The following is a 15,607-nucleotide window of genomic DNA, read 5'->3' as shown; positions in this document are numbered from 1 at the left end:
TCAGGCAATTCTCTAGCGATTTCAGCATATTGGCTGGATCGTCGGAATCGCACCCGAAGGGACTTGAATCAGTCTCTCAGCACCTTGATTCAATATCTGAGCGTCAGCGCGCCGGGTAGGATCTCGAAGGTGGCCGGTATGCGCCCGGGGGATTCGCCGTCTACGTCGACCAGCGCGGCGTTCTTTTGCGCATCACCGAGCGGTTCGACAACCACTTTCTTGCCGCGCAAAATGGTGATCGCCGAATGGTTGCGGTGCCGCCCGCCATAGAGCAGACGGATATCCCAGATCAGTTTCAGCTTGCCGGCCGCACGCAGTATGACGATGTCGAATTGACCGTCGTCCAGTTCGGCATCCGGCGCGATCATCATGCCGCCGCCGAAGAATTTTCCGTTGGCCACCGCCACCAGCGCCACGCGCGCCTCGACCGGGACGCCGTCATCGACGGTGATCACAACGTCCTGGAACCGGTAGCGCAGGAATTCCCACACGGTGCGCCAGTAGAACAGCGCCTTGGCCGACACCTTGCCCTTGCGCTTGTCGGCGTTGACCGCGCGGTCGGTGGCGCCCGAAAGCCCGAGGCTGGCAATGTTGATGAAATGGCGGCTGGCCAGCGCGCCATGGTCATCGACATAGGAGATGCGGCCGGCATCGACCTTGTGGGCCTTGGCACCGGCGATGCGCCTCAGCGTCAGGTCGACCTCGCCCGAAAGGCCGAGCCCGCGGGCGAAATCGATGCCGGCGCCGCAAGGCAGCAGGCCGAGCTCGGCCGTCCGACCGCCTTCCGCAAACGCCTGCAGCAGCCCGTCGGCGACTTCGCTGGCGGTGCCGTCGCCGCCCGCCGCGATCACCAGGTCGAAGCCGCTGGCGGCAAGGACGAGCGCCAGCCGTTCGGCGTCGCCGATCGCCTGCGTTTCGCGCAGCTCGAAATCGCCGAAATGTTTCCTGAGCGAAGCACTGACCTCCGGCCAATGTCGTTTGAGCCGGCCGCCACCGGCAATCGGATTGAGAACCACCCCGATCTTCAAGAACGCCCTCCGCAAAGGATCGCAGCGACAATGCTGTCCTAAATCCTTTGCCGGCATTGAAGCCCGCGCCGCGATGTGGGGCAAGAGCCGAATGCTGATCATGCTGCTCGCCGCAGATGAGGGCGTGTCCCGCCCCTGCATCTCGTCCAGAAAAACGCTCTGACGCCGAACTTGGTCCCCGATAATCCCGCTATCCACAGGCTCGTGGCTGTTTCGCCAAACGCTTACTCGGCGTACATTAAACCCATCTCAGGCGGCTACCGATTGCCAAGTCGAAAGACAAAGCGAAACGGCGGATTTCCTGAGGCCCGTACGGCCCCCGAATGAAAGCAGGCTTGCCTGTTTTGACGAGGGATGCCGAGACCTACGGGGCCGCGGAAAGCGTGCAAACGCCTACGGCGGACCGATGCTGCCATGAAGGACGGCAAAACCCTTCGATGGCGCGCTGGACGAAGCTCGCAAGGGTGGAGACTGGCGAGGTCCCGAACGGACGCTGCCCTCGGGCGGTGGCTGGCAGGACCGTCAACATCAAGGCCGGCATGGCGCGACGTCTTTACGGAAGTTGCTGCCGCGACCGTGTCCTGATCTGACAGGGAGGCGCTGGGAGAAATCCCGGCGCCGACTGTCTTTCATGGCCATCCCCGCGATGTTGTTGGCGCGGTTTCAGCGTACGCCGGACACCTTGGCCGAGCGCGATCTGCGGTGCCGAGGGCACGATCTTCATCACCAGGCGCAATCGAGCTGCACACCGTTCTGCCGGCGCTGATGAAGGCAGGCGCCAAGCTTGAGCACGTCTGCGACTACTGATGCCGTTCGGCCACAGGCGGAACTCCTGAAACCTTCCCTTGTGCTTCGCCACGCACATTCCACAATCGCGGCCAAATCCCGCCTTGATCTACGGCGATTGGGGAACGCACCAGCGCAGCACGTCCTTGTAGCACTCGCCAAGGCAATTCGAAGGGACAAGACCGTGATTAAGACCACCCTTGTCGCCATGACCATCGTCGGCTGCGACTGCGATGCCAGGCTTTGCGAGTATATCGGCGAGACGCCGGCCAAGTGGTCGACCATCGCCGATTGCGAAGCGGCGATGAAAAGCCAGATGTCGCACGCGCGCAATTTCAACTACCCGCTCGTGTCCGGCATCTGCCGGGCGACGCAGACCTCGTCGCAGCTTGCCGCGACGGCCTCGACGCTTGAGTTGGCGGCGGCAGCGCAGACCGCCAACGACCCACTCCCGTCCGAATTGAGCCGCCGGCCCAGCGTTGCTGTCGGGTCGCAGGCAGCAGCCACGGAAACAGAGGCTGCCAGGCCGGTCGCCTTTGAAGCTGCGGTCGATGGCGGACGCTCGGTGCTGTATCGCACGAAGAACGGTTACGCCTTGGTCAAGACCGACCTTGGCCGCGCCGCATCCGCGACCCTCGGAATGGCCAAGCGGTCGGCGAACTGGCTGGCGGCGAAAATGCCGAACGGTTTGTAAGCGCCTTCAGGCGATGCCGCTCAGCGCCTTGATCGCAGCCGACCATGGCTGAACGTCAGCGGCTAACCCGCCGCCTCGTCCTTTGCGCCGATCTTGCGCACCAGCGCCGCCGTTGCCAGCATCGCGCCCATGTCTGATATTATCGGTGCGACATGCTTGGCGTAGTCTAGCGGCACCGATTTATCAGGCAGGTCGAAGAAGTCCTTCGTCTGCGGCAACAGTAGAAAACCGTCGCCGCCATTGAGCGCAACCCGCGCCGGATCATCAGGCCAGGTCTCGCTGAGCCATGTCAGCGCCTGCGCCAGACGGCCACTCACCAGCGGCTGCGCCGCCTCGACATTGTCGGTGCGGAAGTCGTAGGCGGCATCGAGCTCGGGCACGCCGCATGATAATTCCTGCATCTTGCTGGCGAACATGCCGCGGAAGAACCCGACGGCCACGTCAGTCCGGCGGGCGGCCACCAATATGCCGGGGAACGGCACGATGGTCTCGAAGGCGACGACGATCCCCTTGAATGCTATCGTGCCGCTCTTGCCCGTGCCTTGCCGGAGATCGGCTTCGTAAAGCTCGAACGGAAATCCCTCGTAGCGGCCGGATACGATGTCGTCGAAGCGCTTGCTGTTAAAAGTGCCGATCGTCTCGCGCGGCAGCCGATCGAACGAATTCGGCGTCGCCTCATGCTGGTACCGCATATCTTCAATGAAACCGAAGATGATCGGCAGCAGCGTTTTGCGGAACGATTGCTGCAAGGTGCTCGCCGGCTTGATCGCCTGGAAATAGAGCAGGATCGCCGCCACGAACCCGACGACATAGAGCAGCACATGCGGCGTCGAGAACCATCGCTCGTATGGATCGGCGACCGTGTTGAAAAGCCAGGCGACGAGCGCCACGGACAACAGCACCAGGCCGATGAACAGCGGCACCCGCCAGCGGACTTGCCGGTAGGCCGCAACCCTTTCGACCTCATAGGCCTCGAGATTCCTTTTGATGCCGGCGATGTCAGCTTCACTTGGCATAAAATCCGCTGCTTCCATCGCCATCCCCCGTCGAAAGACCGAACACCCAGCTCGGACAGTAGCCGATTTTGCGGAAAGGCGCGCGACTACAGCGTTGGGATGGTGGTGAGCGCACACGATTCATCTGAGCCACCAGTCAACTATGGCTATCAATTCCCGTTACCAAAAACCACAACGAAACGGGCCGTAACCTTTTGCCTTAATGCGCCCTCCAGCGCCTCAACGGGAACCAGCCGCTCATGGTCGCCGGCGCGCAGCCGCATTAAGGGATGCAGCCGGTAGGCGGCAATGGCGCCACGCGTGCCGGCGTCAGCGCTGATATCGGCGGTCAGGATGCCCCCCATGCGGCCGGGCCACGGCTGGCGCGCAAAGGCGGTGCCTAGAAAATCGCCGAGCCCATAGGCGACGAGCGCCTTGCCGATCCGCTCCACCGGCTGCACGACATGGGCATGATGGCCAGCGATCAGCCCGACGCCTTGCGCGGCCAAATGCCGGGCCAATGCCCGCGTTGCGGCCTGTGGAAAATGCCGGAATTCCCAATCCCAATGTGGCACGGCACAGGTGAGGTCGACGGCGGCTGCCCGCGGCCATCGTGCCGGGTCGCCTTGCATCGACACACGGCCCGCGAACGCAGCCGCGCCGGCATTGCGCCACAGCGTGAAGGCGGCAAAGCCAATTGTCAGCGGTCCGACCACAAGGCGCTTGACCGGCCCGCCGGCGGCGGTACCGATGCTGCGGATGCCGAGACGGGTCAGCGCCGCCACGGTCTCGTCGAAACCCTCGACGCCTTGGTCGAGCACATGGTTGTTGGCGAGCGACAAAACCAGCTTCTCGCGCGAGATGCCGGCCGCCGCCAGCGCCTCGGCGAGAAACCGCTCGGTCATGGCATGATGGGTGCCAAGCTTCGTTCCCATCGTCGCGCTCGGCCGCTCCACCACCGGGCTTTCGCAATTGCCGATCACCAGATCGGCGGAGCCGAGCAGCGTGGCGATCGCCGGGTCGCATTGCGGCGCGCTGCGATTGGCCACCGCCGAGATATCGCCGACAAAGGCGAGCCGCACCGTCCGCGCCGATGGCGGCTCGATCATCGTTCCAGCCGCCGGCGCAAAGCCTTGGCGATCGCCGCTGAGCGAAGGCTTTAAGAAGCGCGGCAGCCAAGACAATTTGTAGGAAAGCGGATAGTTCGACACGCGCAGCCTGCACCGGGGATGAACGGCCACGGTAGACGATGCGCACGATATAGCGAAGCGCCTCCGTTCGGAATCGTGCTGCCAGATGCCCCGCAGTAGGCGTATCACACAAGATGCGTATATGGTTGCCGCCGAACGGCATACCGGAGGACCAAGATGACGCGATTTTCGAGCCTGCTGGCATCCGCCCTCATTCTGCTGCTGCCGGTTTCTTCCGCCGGGGCCGCAGCCCCCGAACCGGCCGCCCTGTTCGAGGCAAAGACCGTAGCGGACCGCGACAGCACGCTTACTGCGCTGGAAGCCGCCGCGCCCACTGATCCCGCGTCGGTTTACGCCGCCGGCGCCGGCCAATTCTTCACCGCGCTGGAGATCCTGGCCGGCGGGCTGCACCGCCACGGTTTCGAAAGCCCGCAATCCTTCATGCTGCCGCTGATGCGGCTGCCGGTGCCGGACAATCCCAATCCCGAGCCGCTGACCTACGACGGCTTCCGCACCATCCTGGTCGCCTTCCGTGACCGGCTGGAAAAATCCGCCGCCACGCTCGGCTCCGTGCCCGCCGGTGCCGATATCGGCATCGAGGTCGACCTCACCCGTCTTGGCATCGATCTCAACGAGGACGGCCAGATCGCGCCGGACGAAAGTGCCGCCGCGATCATGGCATCCCTGTCACGCGGCGGTGCGCCAGACCCGGCTGCACCCGCCCTCACCTTTCGCTTCGACCGAGCCGACGGCTATTGGCTGCAGGGCTATGCCGAATTCCTGATGGCGCAGGCGGGTTTCTGGCTGGCGCATGATTTCAAGAACGCCTTCGACGGTTCGTTCCACATGCTGTTTCCGCGCGCCAAACTGCCGCTGCAGGACGCTCTGGTTCCACCAGACGGCGGCATGAGCGGCGGCATTGTTGTCGTCCGAATGGCGCATCGCCGACTTCATCTCGCTGGTTCATCTGGTCAACTGGCCGGTCGTCGAGCCGGAGCGCCGGCAGGCGGCGCGCCGCCACCTCATGGAAATGATCCGGCTGTCCCGCGAAGACTGGAAGGCGATCCGCGCCGAGACAGACAACGACCGTGAATGGCTGCCGGGCCCGCAACAGAAAGGCGCCAGCCCACTCACCGGCCTCGAGGTCGGCGAGGAGCAGGTCCAGGCCTGGCACGCCGCGCTCGATATGGCCGAGGATCTGCTCGAAGGCCGCACCTTGCTGCCGCATTTTCGCATCGCCGACAAAGGCATCAACATGAAGCGCTTCTTCGACGAACCAAAACCCTTCGACCTTGTGCTGTCGATCACCGGTCCGGCCATCGCGCCCTATCTCGAGACCGGAAAGATCCTAACTGGCGAGGAGTTCGACCAGATCCAGCGCCAGTTCGGCGGCGCCGGGTTTTTGACATTCGCGCTGTGGTTCAACTGAGGGCGCGTTTCGACATCGCTCCTGACACCCTTGTGTCAGCAGCTTGGTTTCGTCTCGCGCCCCCGGTCCCTCCGCTCTTTCCATTTTGGCCGATACCTCCCATATTCGAGGCATGGCCAAACTTTCCGATAAAAAAACGCCGCCGCCGGCGCGTGATGATCGCGCTTCGCTGCCCAAGCGGCGCAGCCCGCTGACCGATTTCCTCGATGCCTCGGAGCCGTTGCACAAGGGCGGCTTTGCCGAGGCGCCGCAGGCCGAATTCTCAGGCACGCAGCTGACCGGCTCGATCGCGGATTGGGCCGAGCAGATCGAGCAGGAAGCGGAGAAGGAAGGGCGGCAAGTCGGTTCCGACAAAAATGGCGGCAAGGACGGCGGCAAATCGCCGAAGACGGCGAAAAAGATCCCCGAACGCTCCTCCTCCCCCGGCCGCACGGCACGCGGCACCTCGATGGGCGGCGCGGCGTCTGCCAGGGAGCGCACCGCGGCCGGTCTCAATCCGGTCGCCGGCCTCGATGTTTCGCTGGAGGAAGCCGAGACCATGGCCTCCGGCGGCGTCACCGCCACGGTAGCGGCGCTCTCGGCACTGATCGAATCCGGCAACCCCTTGCACAAGGATGGCGTGCTGTGGACGCCACACCGCCCGGCCCGACCCGAAAAATCCGAAGGCGGCATCGCCATCAAGATGGTGTCGGATTTCGAGCCGGCGGGCGACCAGCCGACGGCGATCAAGGATCTGGTCGAGGGCGTCAATGACAACGACCGCACCCAGGTGCTGCTCGGCGTCACCGGCTCGGGAAAAACTTTCACCATGGCCAAGGTGATCGAGGAGACGCAGCGCCCTGCTTTGATCCTTGCCCCAAACAAGACGCTGGCCGCCCAGCTCTATTCCGAATTCAAGAAATTCTTCCCGGAAAACGCCGTCGAGTATTTCGTCTCCTATTACGACTACTACCAGCCGGAAGCTTATGTGCCGCGGACGGATACCTTCATCGAGAAGGAATCCTCGATCAACGAGCAGATCGACCGCATGCGCCACTCGGCGACGCGCTCGCTGCTGGAGCGCGACGACGTCATCATAGTCGCCTCGGTGTCCTGCATCTACGGTATCGGCTCGGTCGAGACATACACGGCGATGACCTTCCAGATGCAGATCGGCGACCGGCTCGACCAGCGCGCGCTGCTCGCCGACCTCGTCGCCCAGCAGTACAAGCGCCAGGACATCAACTTCGTCCGCGGCTCGTTCCGCGTGCGCGGCGACACGATCGAGATCTTTCCGGCCCACCTTGAGGACCGCGCCTGGCGCATCTCGCTGTTCGGCGACGAGATCGAGGCGATCACCGAATTCGACCCACTGACCGGCCAGAGGACCGGCGAGTTGAAGAGCGTCAAGATCTACGCCAATTCGCACTATGTGACGCCGCGCCCAACCTTGAACCAGGCCATCAAGTCGATCAAGGAGGAGCTCAAGCATCGGCTGGTCGAACTCGAACGGGCCGGTCGCCTGCTTGAGGCGCAGCGGCTGGAGCAACGCACCCGCTTTGATCTCGAGATGCTGGAAGCGACCGGCTCCTGCGCCGGCATCGAGAATTACTCGCGCTATCTCACCGGCCGCCAGCCGGGCGATCCGCCGCCGACCCTGTTCGAATACATCCCCGACAATGCGCTGGTTTTCATCGACGAAAGCCATGTCACCGTGCCGCAGATCGGCGGCATGTATCGCGGCGACTTCCGCCGCAAGGCGACGCTGGCCGAATACGGTTTCCGTCTGCCGTCCTGCATGGACAACCGGCCGCTGCGCTTCGAGGAGTGGGACGCCATGCGCCCGCTTTCCGTCGCGGTTTCGGCGACGCCCGGCGGCTGGGAGATGGAGCAGTCCGGCGGCGTCTTTGCCGAACAGGTCATCCGCCCGACCGGCCTGATCGACCCGCCGGTCGAGGTGCGCCCGGCCAAGACCCAGGTCGACGATGTCGTCGGCGAGATCCGCGAGACCACCAAGGCCGGCTACCGCACGCTGGTCACAGTGCTGACCAAGCGCATGGCCGAGGACCTGACCGAATATTTGCACGAGCAGGGCATTCGCGTACGCTACATGCATTCCGACATCGACACGCTGGAGCGCATCGAGATCCTGCGCGATCTTCGTCTCGGCGCCTTCGACGTGCTGGTCGGCATCAACCTTTTGCGCGAAGGCCTCGACATCCCCGAATGCGGCTTCGTTGCCATTCTCGATGCGGACAAGGAGGGCTTCCTGCGCTCCGAAACGTCGCTGATCCAGACCATCGGCCGCGCCGCGCGCAATGTCGACGGCAAGGTCATCCTCTACGCCGACCAGGTCACCGGCTCGATGGAACGGGCGATGGCCGAGACCAACCGCCGTCGCGAGAAGCAGATGGAGTGGAACGCGGCCAACGGCATCACCCCGGAATCGGTCAAGTCGCGCATCTCCGACATCCTGGACTCGGTCTACGAAAAGGACCACGTCCGCGCCGACATCTCTCAGTTCACCGATAGCGCCGGCGCGATGATGGGCAACAATCTGAAAGCCCATCTCGACGCGATGGACAAGCAGATGCGTGACGCCGCCGCCAACCTCGACTTCGAGAAGGCGGCCCGCATCCGCGACGAGATCAAGCGGCTGCGCGAGATGGAGCTGTCCATCTCCGACGATCCGCTGGCCAAATATGCCGACATGGAAAGCCCGGTCTCGGGCCGCGAAAAGGGCAAGCACAACAAGGGCCGCGCCATCCACCGCACGGTCGACAATGACGGCAAGAGTCTCTTCCGCAAGCCGCATCTCGACGAGATGGGCGCCGACGGCGCCGTGCCGGTCAAGAAGCCGCTCTTCGCAAAACCTTCGCTCGACGCCATGGGGCCGGGCACCGACATGCCGACGCCCGCCGGCGCGGTGTCGCGCTCGCTGTTCAAGAAACAGTCGGCGCAAGAGGCGCACGGCTCCGACTTCGGTATCCCAGGCGACTCGACCAAGCCGCTGTTCAAGAAGAATTCGCTGGACGAGATGACGGTGCGACGGACCGAAAAGCCCGTTGGGGGCGACAAGCCAGTCAAGCGCGAACGTGCCGGCATCGGCTCCTACGAAAACCCCGCCGATGCCCGCCGTGAGAAGCGCCGACCCGGCAAGACCGGGCGGCCGGGACGGTAGGTAGCTTCCCTTCTCCCCTTGTGGGAGAAGGTGGATCGGCGCGTAGCGCCGAGACGGTTGAGGGGTGCTGGACGGATCGCCGTCGGTGCCTAGCTGGAACACCCCTCATCCGACCGCTTCGCAGCCACCTTCTCCCACAAGGGGAGAAGGTGGAGCAGGACCCCTTGCCATCGACCCTGCCCTTGGTGTAGCCAGTTTCCACTCAAAACGTCTTGAAAGGAGGGCTGCGTGACTTTCGACCACCACCGTCAGCGCGGCCCTGTCTGTGCCCTGCGAGCTTGCTTGCAGGGCTGATCAGAGACGGTCCGGGTTCTCCCGCTTCGATTTTCTTGGTCTGCCCTTCGTGGTGCCGCAACGCCGATTTTGAAGGCAAGCGCACCGTCAAAGTGCATCGAACCGGAACCTCCCTCCGGGCAGACCAGAGAAACCCACATGGCCCTGATCAGCCTCAAATCCCTCGGCGTCACCATGAGTGCGCCGCTCTTTTCCAACCTTGATCTCACCATCGGCACTGGCTACCGCCTCGGCATCGTTGCCGCCAACGGGCGCGGCAAGTCCACTTTGCTGAAGTGTCTGACCGGCGAAATGGAGCCGACATCAGGCGACATCACCCGCACGCGCGGCCTGCGCGTCGGCTATGTCGAGCAAGCCGTTCCCGCAGCATTGGCCGAGCACGGTTTTCAGCGGGTGGTGGCCGACGCCTTGCCGGCCGAGCAGGCTGAAAGCGAGCAATGGCGCGTCGACGTGGTTCTCGATTCACTCGACGTACCGCAGCCGATGCGCGAGCGGCCGATGCGGGCCTTGAGCGGCGGTTGGCAAAGGCTGGCGCTGATCGCCCGCGTCTGGGTCACCGATCCGGACGTCCTGCTTCTCGACGAGCCGACCAACCATCTCGACCTCGCCAAGATCAGCCAGCTCGAGACCTGGCTGAACACGCTGCCGCGCGAAGTGCCGGTGGTGATCGCCAGCCACGACCGGGCCTTCCTCGACGCAACGACCAACCGGACGCTGTTCCTGCGCCCAGAACAATCGCCGGTGTTCTCGCTGCCCTATTCCAAGGCACGCGATGCGTTGAGCGAAGTCGACGCCTCGACCGAGCGCAAATTCCAGCGTGACATGAGGGCGGCGCAGCAATTGCGCCGGCAGGCGGCCAAGCTTAACAACATCGGCATCAATTCGGGCAGCGACCTGCTGACGGTCAAGACCAAGCAGCTCAACCAGCGCGCCCAGCGCCTCGAGGAGGTCGCAGCACCGGCGCACCGCGAAAGATCGGCGGGCGCGATAAAGCTCGCCAATCGCGGCACCCATGCCAAGGTGCTGATCACGCTCGACGACCTGGCGGTCGAAACGCCTGACGGAACGCTGCTGTTCAGGACCGGCAAGCGCCACATCTGCCAAGGCGACCGCATCGTCCTGCTCGGCCGTAACGGTGTCGGCAAGTCGCGACTCATCAGCCTGATCAGAATTGCCGTCGTCGAGCCGGAGACGGCAGCGCAAGGCGTGAAGGTGACGCCGTCGACGGTGCTCGGCTACAGCGACCAGGCGTTGTCGGGCATCAGCGGCGGCGACACGCCGCTGGCGATGCTCTCGCGCAGATTCGATGTCGGCGAGCAGCGCGCCCGCTCGCTGCTGGCTGGTGCGGGCGTGAGCATCGACATGCAGGAGCGCAGGATCGGCGCGCTGTCGGGCGGGCAGAAGGCGCGGCTGATGATGCTGGCGCTGAGGCTCGCCAATCCCAACTTCTACCTGCTCGACGAGCCGACCAACCATCTCGACATCGACGGCCAGGAGGCACTGGAAGCGGAACTGCTCGCCCATCAGGCAAGCTGCGTGCTTGCCTCGCACGACCGCTCCTTCATCAGGGCGATCGGCAACCGCTTCTGGCTGATCGAGAAGCGGCGGTTGACCGAGATCGACAGCCCGGGGGATTTCTTTCGATCGGTGGCTGAGGGGAATGGCTGAGGAAAGCCACGCATCTGCCGGGCCGGCATTCAAGGTGCTGCCGGCCCACGCTTCCCCGCGAGCCGAAAAAGGCGCATCCTGAAGTCTTGCAAACCGAGGGAGGAAAACGGTCATGCGTGGCGCGGACGTCGTCAAGAACCTGTATGATACCTATGCAAAACGTGACATTGAGGGCGCGCTGGTCGACTGCGCCGATGATATCGTCTTCCGCTGGGTCGCCGGCGCAGTCGCGCTATGCCGGGGTGGCCAAAGGTAAGCAGGAGTTCCTTGCCCGGCTTTTGGCGCTGGACGACGATTTCGAATACCGGCGCTTCATCCCGGTCGAGATCATCGACGGCGGCGACAAGGTTGCGGCGCAGGTCGAGATCCATATGACAAGCCGAACCACCGGCGAGGAGTTTGTCATGCGCACCGCCGATTTCTGGACGCTACGCGACGGCAAAATCATCGAGATGGTGGAGTATTACGACACCGCTCTGGCCGCATCCGTCATCTGAGACGTATCCCGACATAAGGCCCTGCGACAGAAAATTCTCCGCGATCTGTCGGATCATGGCCGCGCGCCACGTCCTTGGGTTGCCGACACGGTGATGCCGGCGCCAATCGAGGAGAGAGCATCATGTCTATTCTGTCATCCGTAGGTCGCATAGCGACCCGTTATTCGGCGGCTCGCGCCCGCTACCGCAGCGAGCGCGCCCTCCTTACGTTGCCGATCGAACTCCGCAAGGACATCGGCTGGCCGGAAATCGTCGTCGACGCACAGAACAGCCCGCGTATTGGCCTGGCTCCTTGAGAAGGACCGGCCGTCGCGCGGTCGGCATTAAAAAAACGCATCGGCCATGTAGGATCGTCGCTGCCTCATTCGTCCTGTGGTTCGCAACGCCCAACCAGAGAGGAGCAAGACATGAACGATCAGCCCCAAACCCAGCCCGCAGCCAAAGTCCTCGGCGGATTGACGCCCTACCTTCAGCTGGACGGCGCCTTCAAGGCTTCAGAATTCTATCAGAAGGCGTTCGGCGCCGAGCAGGTCTTCTTCTACCCGCCGGACGAGCAGGGCCGGACGATGCACATCCATCTCCACATCAACGGTTCGACCTTGATGATTTCCGACTTCTATCCCGAGCACGGAATGGCCGCGGTGAAGCCGCAGGGCTTCACAATGCAGCTCCACCTGGGCAGCGACGACATCGACGCCTGGTGGCAGCGCGCCATCGATGCCGGTTGCCAGGAAGTGATGCCCTTGCAACTGATGTTCTGGGGCGATCGCTGGGGTAACATGCGCGATCCGTTCGGTGTCGAGTGGGCAATGAACGCGCCCGTGAAGGCCGCCTAGCTGAACAGCGCCACCAACCCAGGGAGAACCAAAATGTCCTATGTCGATGGCTTCGTACTTGCCGTGCCCAAGGCAAATCTCGATGCCTACAAAAAGCTGGCGGAAACAGCCGGCGCCATCTGGAAGGAGCATGGTGCGCTCGCCTTTGTCGAATGCACAGGCGACGATGTACCCTATGGCGAGGTCACCTCGTTCCCGCGCGCCGTTCAGGCCAAGGACGACGAGGTCGTCGTCTTCTCGTGGGCCGTCTATGAATCGCGGCAGAGCCGCGATGCCGTAATGGCCAAGGTGATGGCCGATCCGCGCCTGAACGGCGACTTGTCGACGATGCCGTTCGACGGCAAGCGCATGATCTTCGGCGGCTTTCAGCCGTTCATCGAGCTGTAGGCCCGCATTACGCCAGCCGGTCGAGCAGCGGCTTGAGCCGGTCGCCATAGCGTTTCCACAGATCGACCGAGCCCTGGTACATCGGCTGGCGCACCTGCGCCGCCGACGCCGTGCGCACCGGCCGGTCGGTCTCGTGGAACGACAGCACCGCATCGTCCCATGGCAGGCCGAGATGGGCGATCAGCGCCCGCGTCTGCCCTTCCTGGTCGGCGACGAAATCTTCGTAGCGCACATCATGCACGACATCAGGCAGAACGGTGCGCCAATGCGCCATCATATCGGTGTAGAGGTTGTGGAAATCGGCGAGCTCGCCGAGGTCGTAGCCGTAGCGGTGGCTGTCGCCGCGGAAATGCACCTTGTAGATCGACAGGCATGTCGCCGCCGCATCGCGCACGCAATGAATGATCTTGGCCTTGGGCAGCATCAGATGGATGAAGCCTACCAAAAGGAAATTGCCGAGCATCTTGTCGGTGACGTGCCGGAAACCCGGATAGCGGGCGTGCAGCAGGTCTAGATAGGCCTGGCCTGCCTCGGCATAGGCCTTGTCGGGCATGTCGGCGATGCCCCAGGGAAAGCCGCCCTTCATAGCAGGCGGAAACTGCTTGCCGAGCGCCGTCTTCAATATGCCGAGCTCACCGGCGCCATAGACCTGCGGATGGCTGGCGATGATCTGCTCGACCAGCGTGCTGCCGGAGCGCGGCATGCCGACGACGAAGATCGGCGTATCGTCGGCGATCCCGCTCGGTCTGTGCTTGTCGAAGAAGGGCTTGTCGAACACCGCCTTCATCGCCTCGAATTCGGCGCGTGTCTTGGCCGCATCGTAGTCGATGCCCGTGCGGCGGATCGCATTGCCTTCGGCGAAATAATCGAAGGCACGGCCATAATCCTTCAAATCGTCATTGGCCTTGCCGAGGCCGAAGGAAAGCTGCATGCGCGCCAGGCTGCCTTCCGGCGCCTTGGCGTGCTGCGCCTCCATCCCAGCAAGCTCGGCGTCGCGCTCCTGCTGGCGCTTGACCTGGGTGAGCATCAGCCAGGCCCTGGCCATGCCGGGATCGACCGCCAGCGCCTGCCGGAAATGCTCCGCCGCCTCTCCGAGGCTGCCCTTCTCCATCAGCCCGACGCCCAGACCGTGCAGCAAATCGGCGTCCTTCGGCCGAATTGCCAGTGCTTCGCGGAAGACGGCAAGCGCCTCGTCGAGCCGCCCAGCCTCCTGCAGCGTTTCGGCAAGCCCGATGCGGGCGCGGACATGGAACGGGTTGCGACCGATGGTGCCGCGATAAATCTCCTCCGCGCCCTCGAATTGTCCGAGCTGCTTAAGCGAGGAGCCGAGATTGTCGCGCGCCGCGAGCTGGTCCGGCCGCAGCGCCACCGCGCCACGGAAGAAATCGACGGCTGCACCGACACGGCCGAGGTCGCGCATCACCGTGCCGAGATTGTTGAGGAAATCTGGATTCTTGGGCTGCAGGCGCACCGACTGTTCGAGGAGATCGAGTCCTTCGGCGCTGCGCCCGGTCTGGTGCAGCAGCAAACCGAGGAAATGTGCTGCCGCTGCGTGATTGGCCTTTTGCGCCAGCACCTGCCGATAGAGCATCTCGGCTTCTTGCCGGCGGCCGGCCTGATGCAATTGCAGCGCCTGCTGCACGCGCTGGTCGAGCCCTAGCGGCTGCTGTCCGCCTGAGCCGAAATTGGCGCCCGCGCCTGCCGGTCTTCTCGGATCTCTGTTGATGGGAAACCTGCCGTGTTTTGTCCGCCTGCCGCGATCTAGGCCATCGGCGCGGCAGGTTCAAGGGTTAGCAGGCCAGCTTACCGGAAATCGGCCTGCGTCAGCACATCTTGCGGCCGTGCGAACAGGCTTCGCGCGCAACATCCTGGATCGACGAACGCTCCGCATCGAAGGCGCTGATATACTCGGCTTCCGCTCCACTGGTGGCCGGACTTGCCGCCGAAAGCGCTGCAATCTCCACAAAGAACGGCACTTCGAACATGCCGTCATGGCCGACGAAACGAATGCGCTTGGCCGTCGCGTCATAGGAGCGGCTGCGGTTGGGAAAATTTGGCGTCATGATCGAGCTCCTCAGCGCATGACCCGAACCGGAGGTTCTAAAAAGGATCATGCAGATCAAAGTACTACAGCGCCCTTTGCGCGTCCAAAAGGACGCGCAACGCGCTGTAGGCACTGCAAACCGGCTATGTCAGATCAGGCGGTTGGTCTCCGCAACCTGTCTGGCCCGCCGCAGCGTGCCGTCGGTGTCGGCGATCTTACGCCTTGCTGCCTCGTCACTTCGTATCGTCAGACGCGCCGACATGACTTTCGCAGGCCCGACGGTCGGCTTGACGACGGGATTGACTGTTACGGTTACGCCACTCCCGGTTTTCACAGAGATCATGAAATTTTTCCTTTCGAACGAAATAAAACATAGATGCCGGTACAAAAGTTCCGGCGACGTCTCAGACATTTTCAGAAAGCTCTTGAATCATATCAGCATTCTACAAATAATTATAGAGAGCGAATTTTGTGAATGGATCACGATCCGGCAGGAATCTTCTTGAATAAACCGCAATTTCGGATTAGAGAATTGAGATCGTTTTTTGGGCCAAGCTTGGCATCTCGCGGCGTCAGAGGTTCTCGACCCGCCAAACTCA

13 protein-coding genes and 2 pseudogenes are annotated in these 15,607 nt (G+C 63.3%); 9 read left to right on the top strand and 6 right to left on the bottom strand.

Annotated elements, in window-relative coordinates:
* Window positions 1-89 precede the first annotated feature (89 nt).
* Window positions 90-1,028 carry a diacylglycerol kinase family protein gene (locus tag EN807_RS11195; RefSeq protein WP_135934958.1) on the bottom strand — a complete coding sequence of 313 codons (939 nt, stop codon included), beginning with the start codon at window positions 1,026-1,028 and terminating at the stop codon, window positions 90-92.
* Between the two features lie 970 nt (window positions 1,029-1,998).
* Between EN807_RS11195 and EN807_RS11190 the strand changes: the two genes are divergently transcribed.
* Window positions 1,999-2,508, top strand: a complete 510-nt coding sequence (locus EN807_RS11190) for a hypothetical protein (protein WP_135934957.1) — start codon at window positions 1,999-2,001, stop codon at window positions 2,506-2,508.
* Window positions 2,509-2,570: 62 nt separating this feature from the next.
* Here the strand turns inward: EN807_RS11190 and EN807_RS11185 are convergent, their stop codons facing one another.
* Both EN807_RS11185 and EN807_RS11180 read right to left on the bottom strand, forming a co-directional pair.
* Window positions 2,571-3,542: a DUF3137 domain-containing protein gene (locus EN807_RS11185; protein WP_135934956.1), complete on the bottom strand. Its 972-nt coding sequence runs from the start codon at window positions 3,540-3,542 to the stop codon at window positions 2,571-2,573.
* Window positions 3,543-3,673: 131 nt separating this feature from the next.
* Window positions 3,674-4,714: a CapA family protein gene (locus EN807_RS11180; protein ID WP_135934955.1), complete on the bottom strand. Its 1,041-nt coding sequence runs from the start codon at window positions 4,712-4,714 to the stop codon at window positions 3,674-3,676.
* A 156-nt stretch (window positions 4,715-4,870) separates the two neighbouring features.
* Here EN807_RS11180 and EN807_RS11175 point away from each other — a divergent pair.
* The 8 genes and pseudogenes from EN807_RS11175 (at window position 4,871) to EN807_RS11150 (ending at window position 12,964) form a co-directional block, all read left to right on the top strand.
* A pseudogene (locus tag EN807_RS11175) lies at window positions 4,871-6,122 on the top strand (hypothetical protein).
* Between the two features lie 112 nt (window positions 6,123-6,234).
* Window positions 6,235-9,282: an excinuclease ABC subunit UvrB gene (uvrB, locus tag EN807_RS11170; RefSeq protein ID WP_135934954.1), complete on the top strand. Its 3,048-nt coding sequence runs from the start codon at window positions 6,235-6,237 to the stop codon at window positions 9,280-9,282.
* 432 nt (window positions 9,283-9,714) lie between these two features.
* Window positions 9,715-11,244 carry an ABC-F family ATP-binding cassette domain-containing protein gene (locus tag EN807_RS11165; protein ID WP_135934953.1) on the top strand — a complete coding sequence of 510 codons (1,530 nt, stop codon included), beginning with the start codon at window positions 9,715-9,717 and terminating at the stop codon, window positions 11,242-11,244.
* Window positions 11,245-11,356: 112 nt separating this feature from the next.
* Window positions 11,357-11,500, top strand: coding sequence for a hypothetical protein (locus tag EN807_RS36440; protein ID WP_246684060.1), 144 nt, complete (start codon window positions 11,357-11,359; stop codon window positions 11,498-11,500).
* Window positions 11,487-11,741: a nuclear transport factor 2 family protein gene (locus tag EN807_RS11160; protein ID WP_246684059.1), complete on the top strand. Its 255-nt coding sequence runs from the start codon at window positions 11,487-11,489 to the stop codon at window positions 11,739-11,741. The genes EN807_RS36440 and EN807_RS11160 overlap by 14 nt, the downstream gene beginning before the upstream one ends.
* 122 nt (window positions 11,742-11,863) lie before the next feature.
* Window positions 11,864-12,037, top strand: coding sequence for a hypothetical protein (locus tag EN807_RS35490; RefSeq protein WP_189522387.1), 174 nt, complete (start codon window positions 11,864-11,866; stop codon window positions 12,035-12,037).
* A gap of 111 nt (window positions 12,038-12,148) precedes the next feature.
* A complete protein-coding gene (locus EN807_RS11155; RefSeq protein WP_135934952.1) occupies window positions 12,149-12,577 on the top strand; it encodes a glyoxalase/bleomycin resistance/extradiol dioxygenase family protein in 429 nt (142 codons plus the stop codon).
* Window positions 12,578-12,610: 33 nt separating this feature from the next.
* On the top strand, window positions 12,611-12,964 hold the full coding sequence (locus EN807_RS11150) for a DUF1428 domain-containing protein (RefSeq protein WP_135934951.1): 354 nt from the start codon (window positions 12,611-12,613) through the stop codon (window positions 12,962-12,964).
* A gap of 7 nt (window positions 12,965-12,971) precedes the next feature.
* On the opposite strand, the gene EN807_RS11145 is transcribed toward EN807_RS11150, so the two are convergent.
* The 3 genes and pseudogenes from EN807_RS11145 to EN807_RS11135 all read right to left on the bottom strand — a co-directional run bounded on the left by EN807_RS11145 (window position 12,972) and on the right by EN807_RS11135 (window position 15,351).
* Window positions 12,972-14,606 (bottom strand): tetratricopeptide repeat-containing sulfotransferase family protein, encoded by a 1,635-nt coding sequence (locus EN807_RS11145; protein WP_135934950.1) that lies wholly within the window; start codon window positions 14,604-14,606, stop codon window positions 12,972-12,974.
* 161 nt (window positions 14,607-14,767) lie between these two features.
* Window positions 14,768-15,027, bottom strand: a pseudogene (locus EN807_RS11140) (DUF1488 domain-containing protein).
* A 129-nt stretch (window positions 15,028-15,156) separates the two neighbouring features.
* The gene (locus tag EN807_RS11135) at window positions 15,157-15,351 is read right to left on the bottom strand and encodes a hypothetical protein (RefSeq protein ID WP_135934948.1); all 195 of its coding nucleotides are present in this window, start codon (window positions 15,349-15,351) and stop codon (window positions 15,157-15,159) included.
* Window positions 15,352-15,607 lie beyond the last annotated feature (256 nt).

Source organism: Mesorhizobium sp. M5C.F.Ca.ET.164.01.1.1, from assembly GCF_004792125.1.
Taxonomy (GTDB): Bacteria; Pseudomonadota; Alphaproteobacteria; order Rhizobiales; family Rhizobiaceae; genus Mesorhizobium; species Mesorhizobium wenxiniae.
Note: the sequence above shows the minus strand (reverse complement) of the source record. Positions and strands in the feature narration are given on the sequence as shown.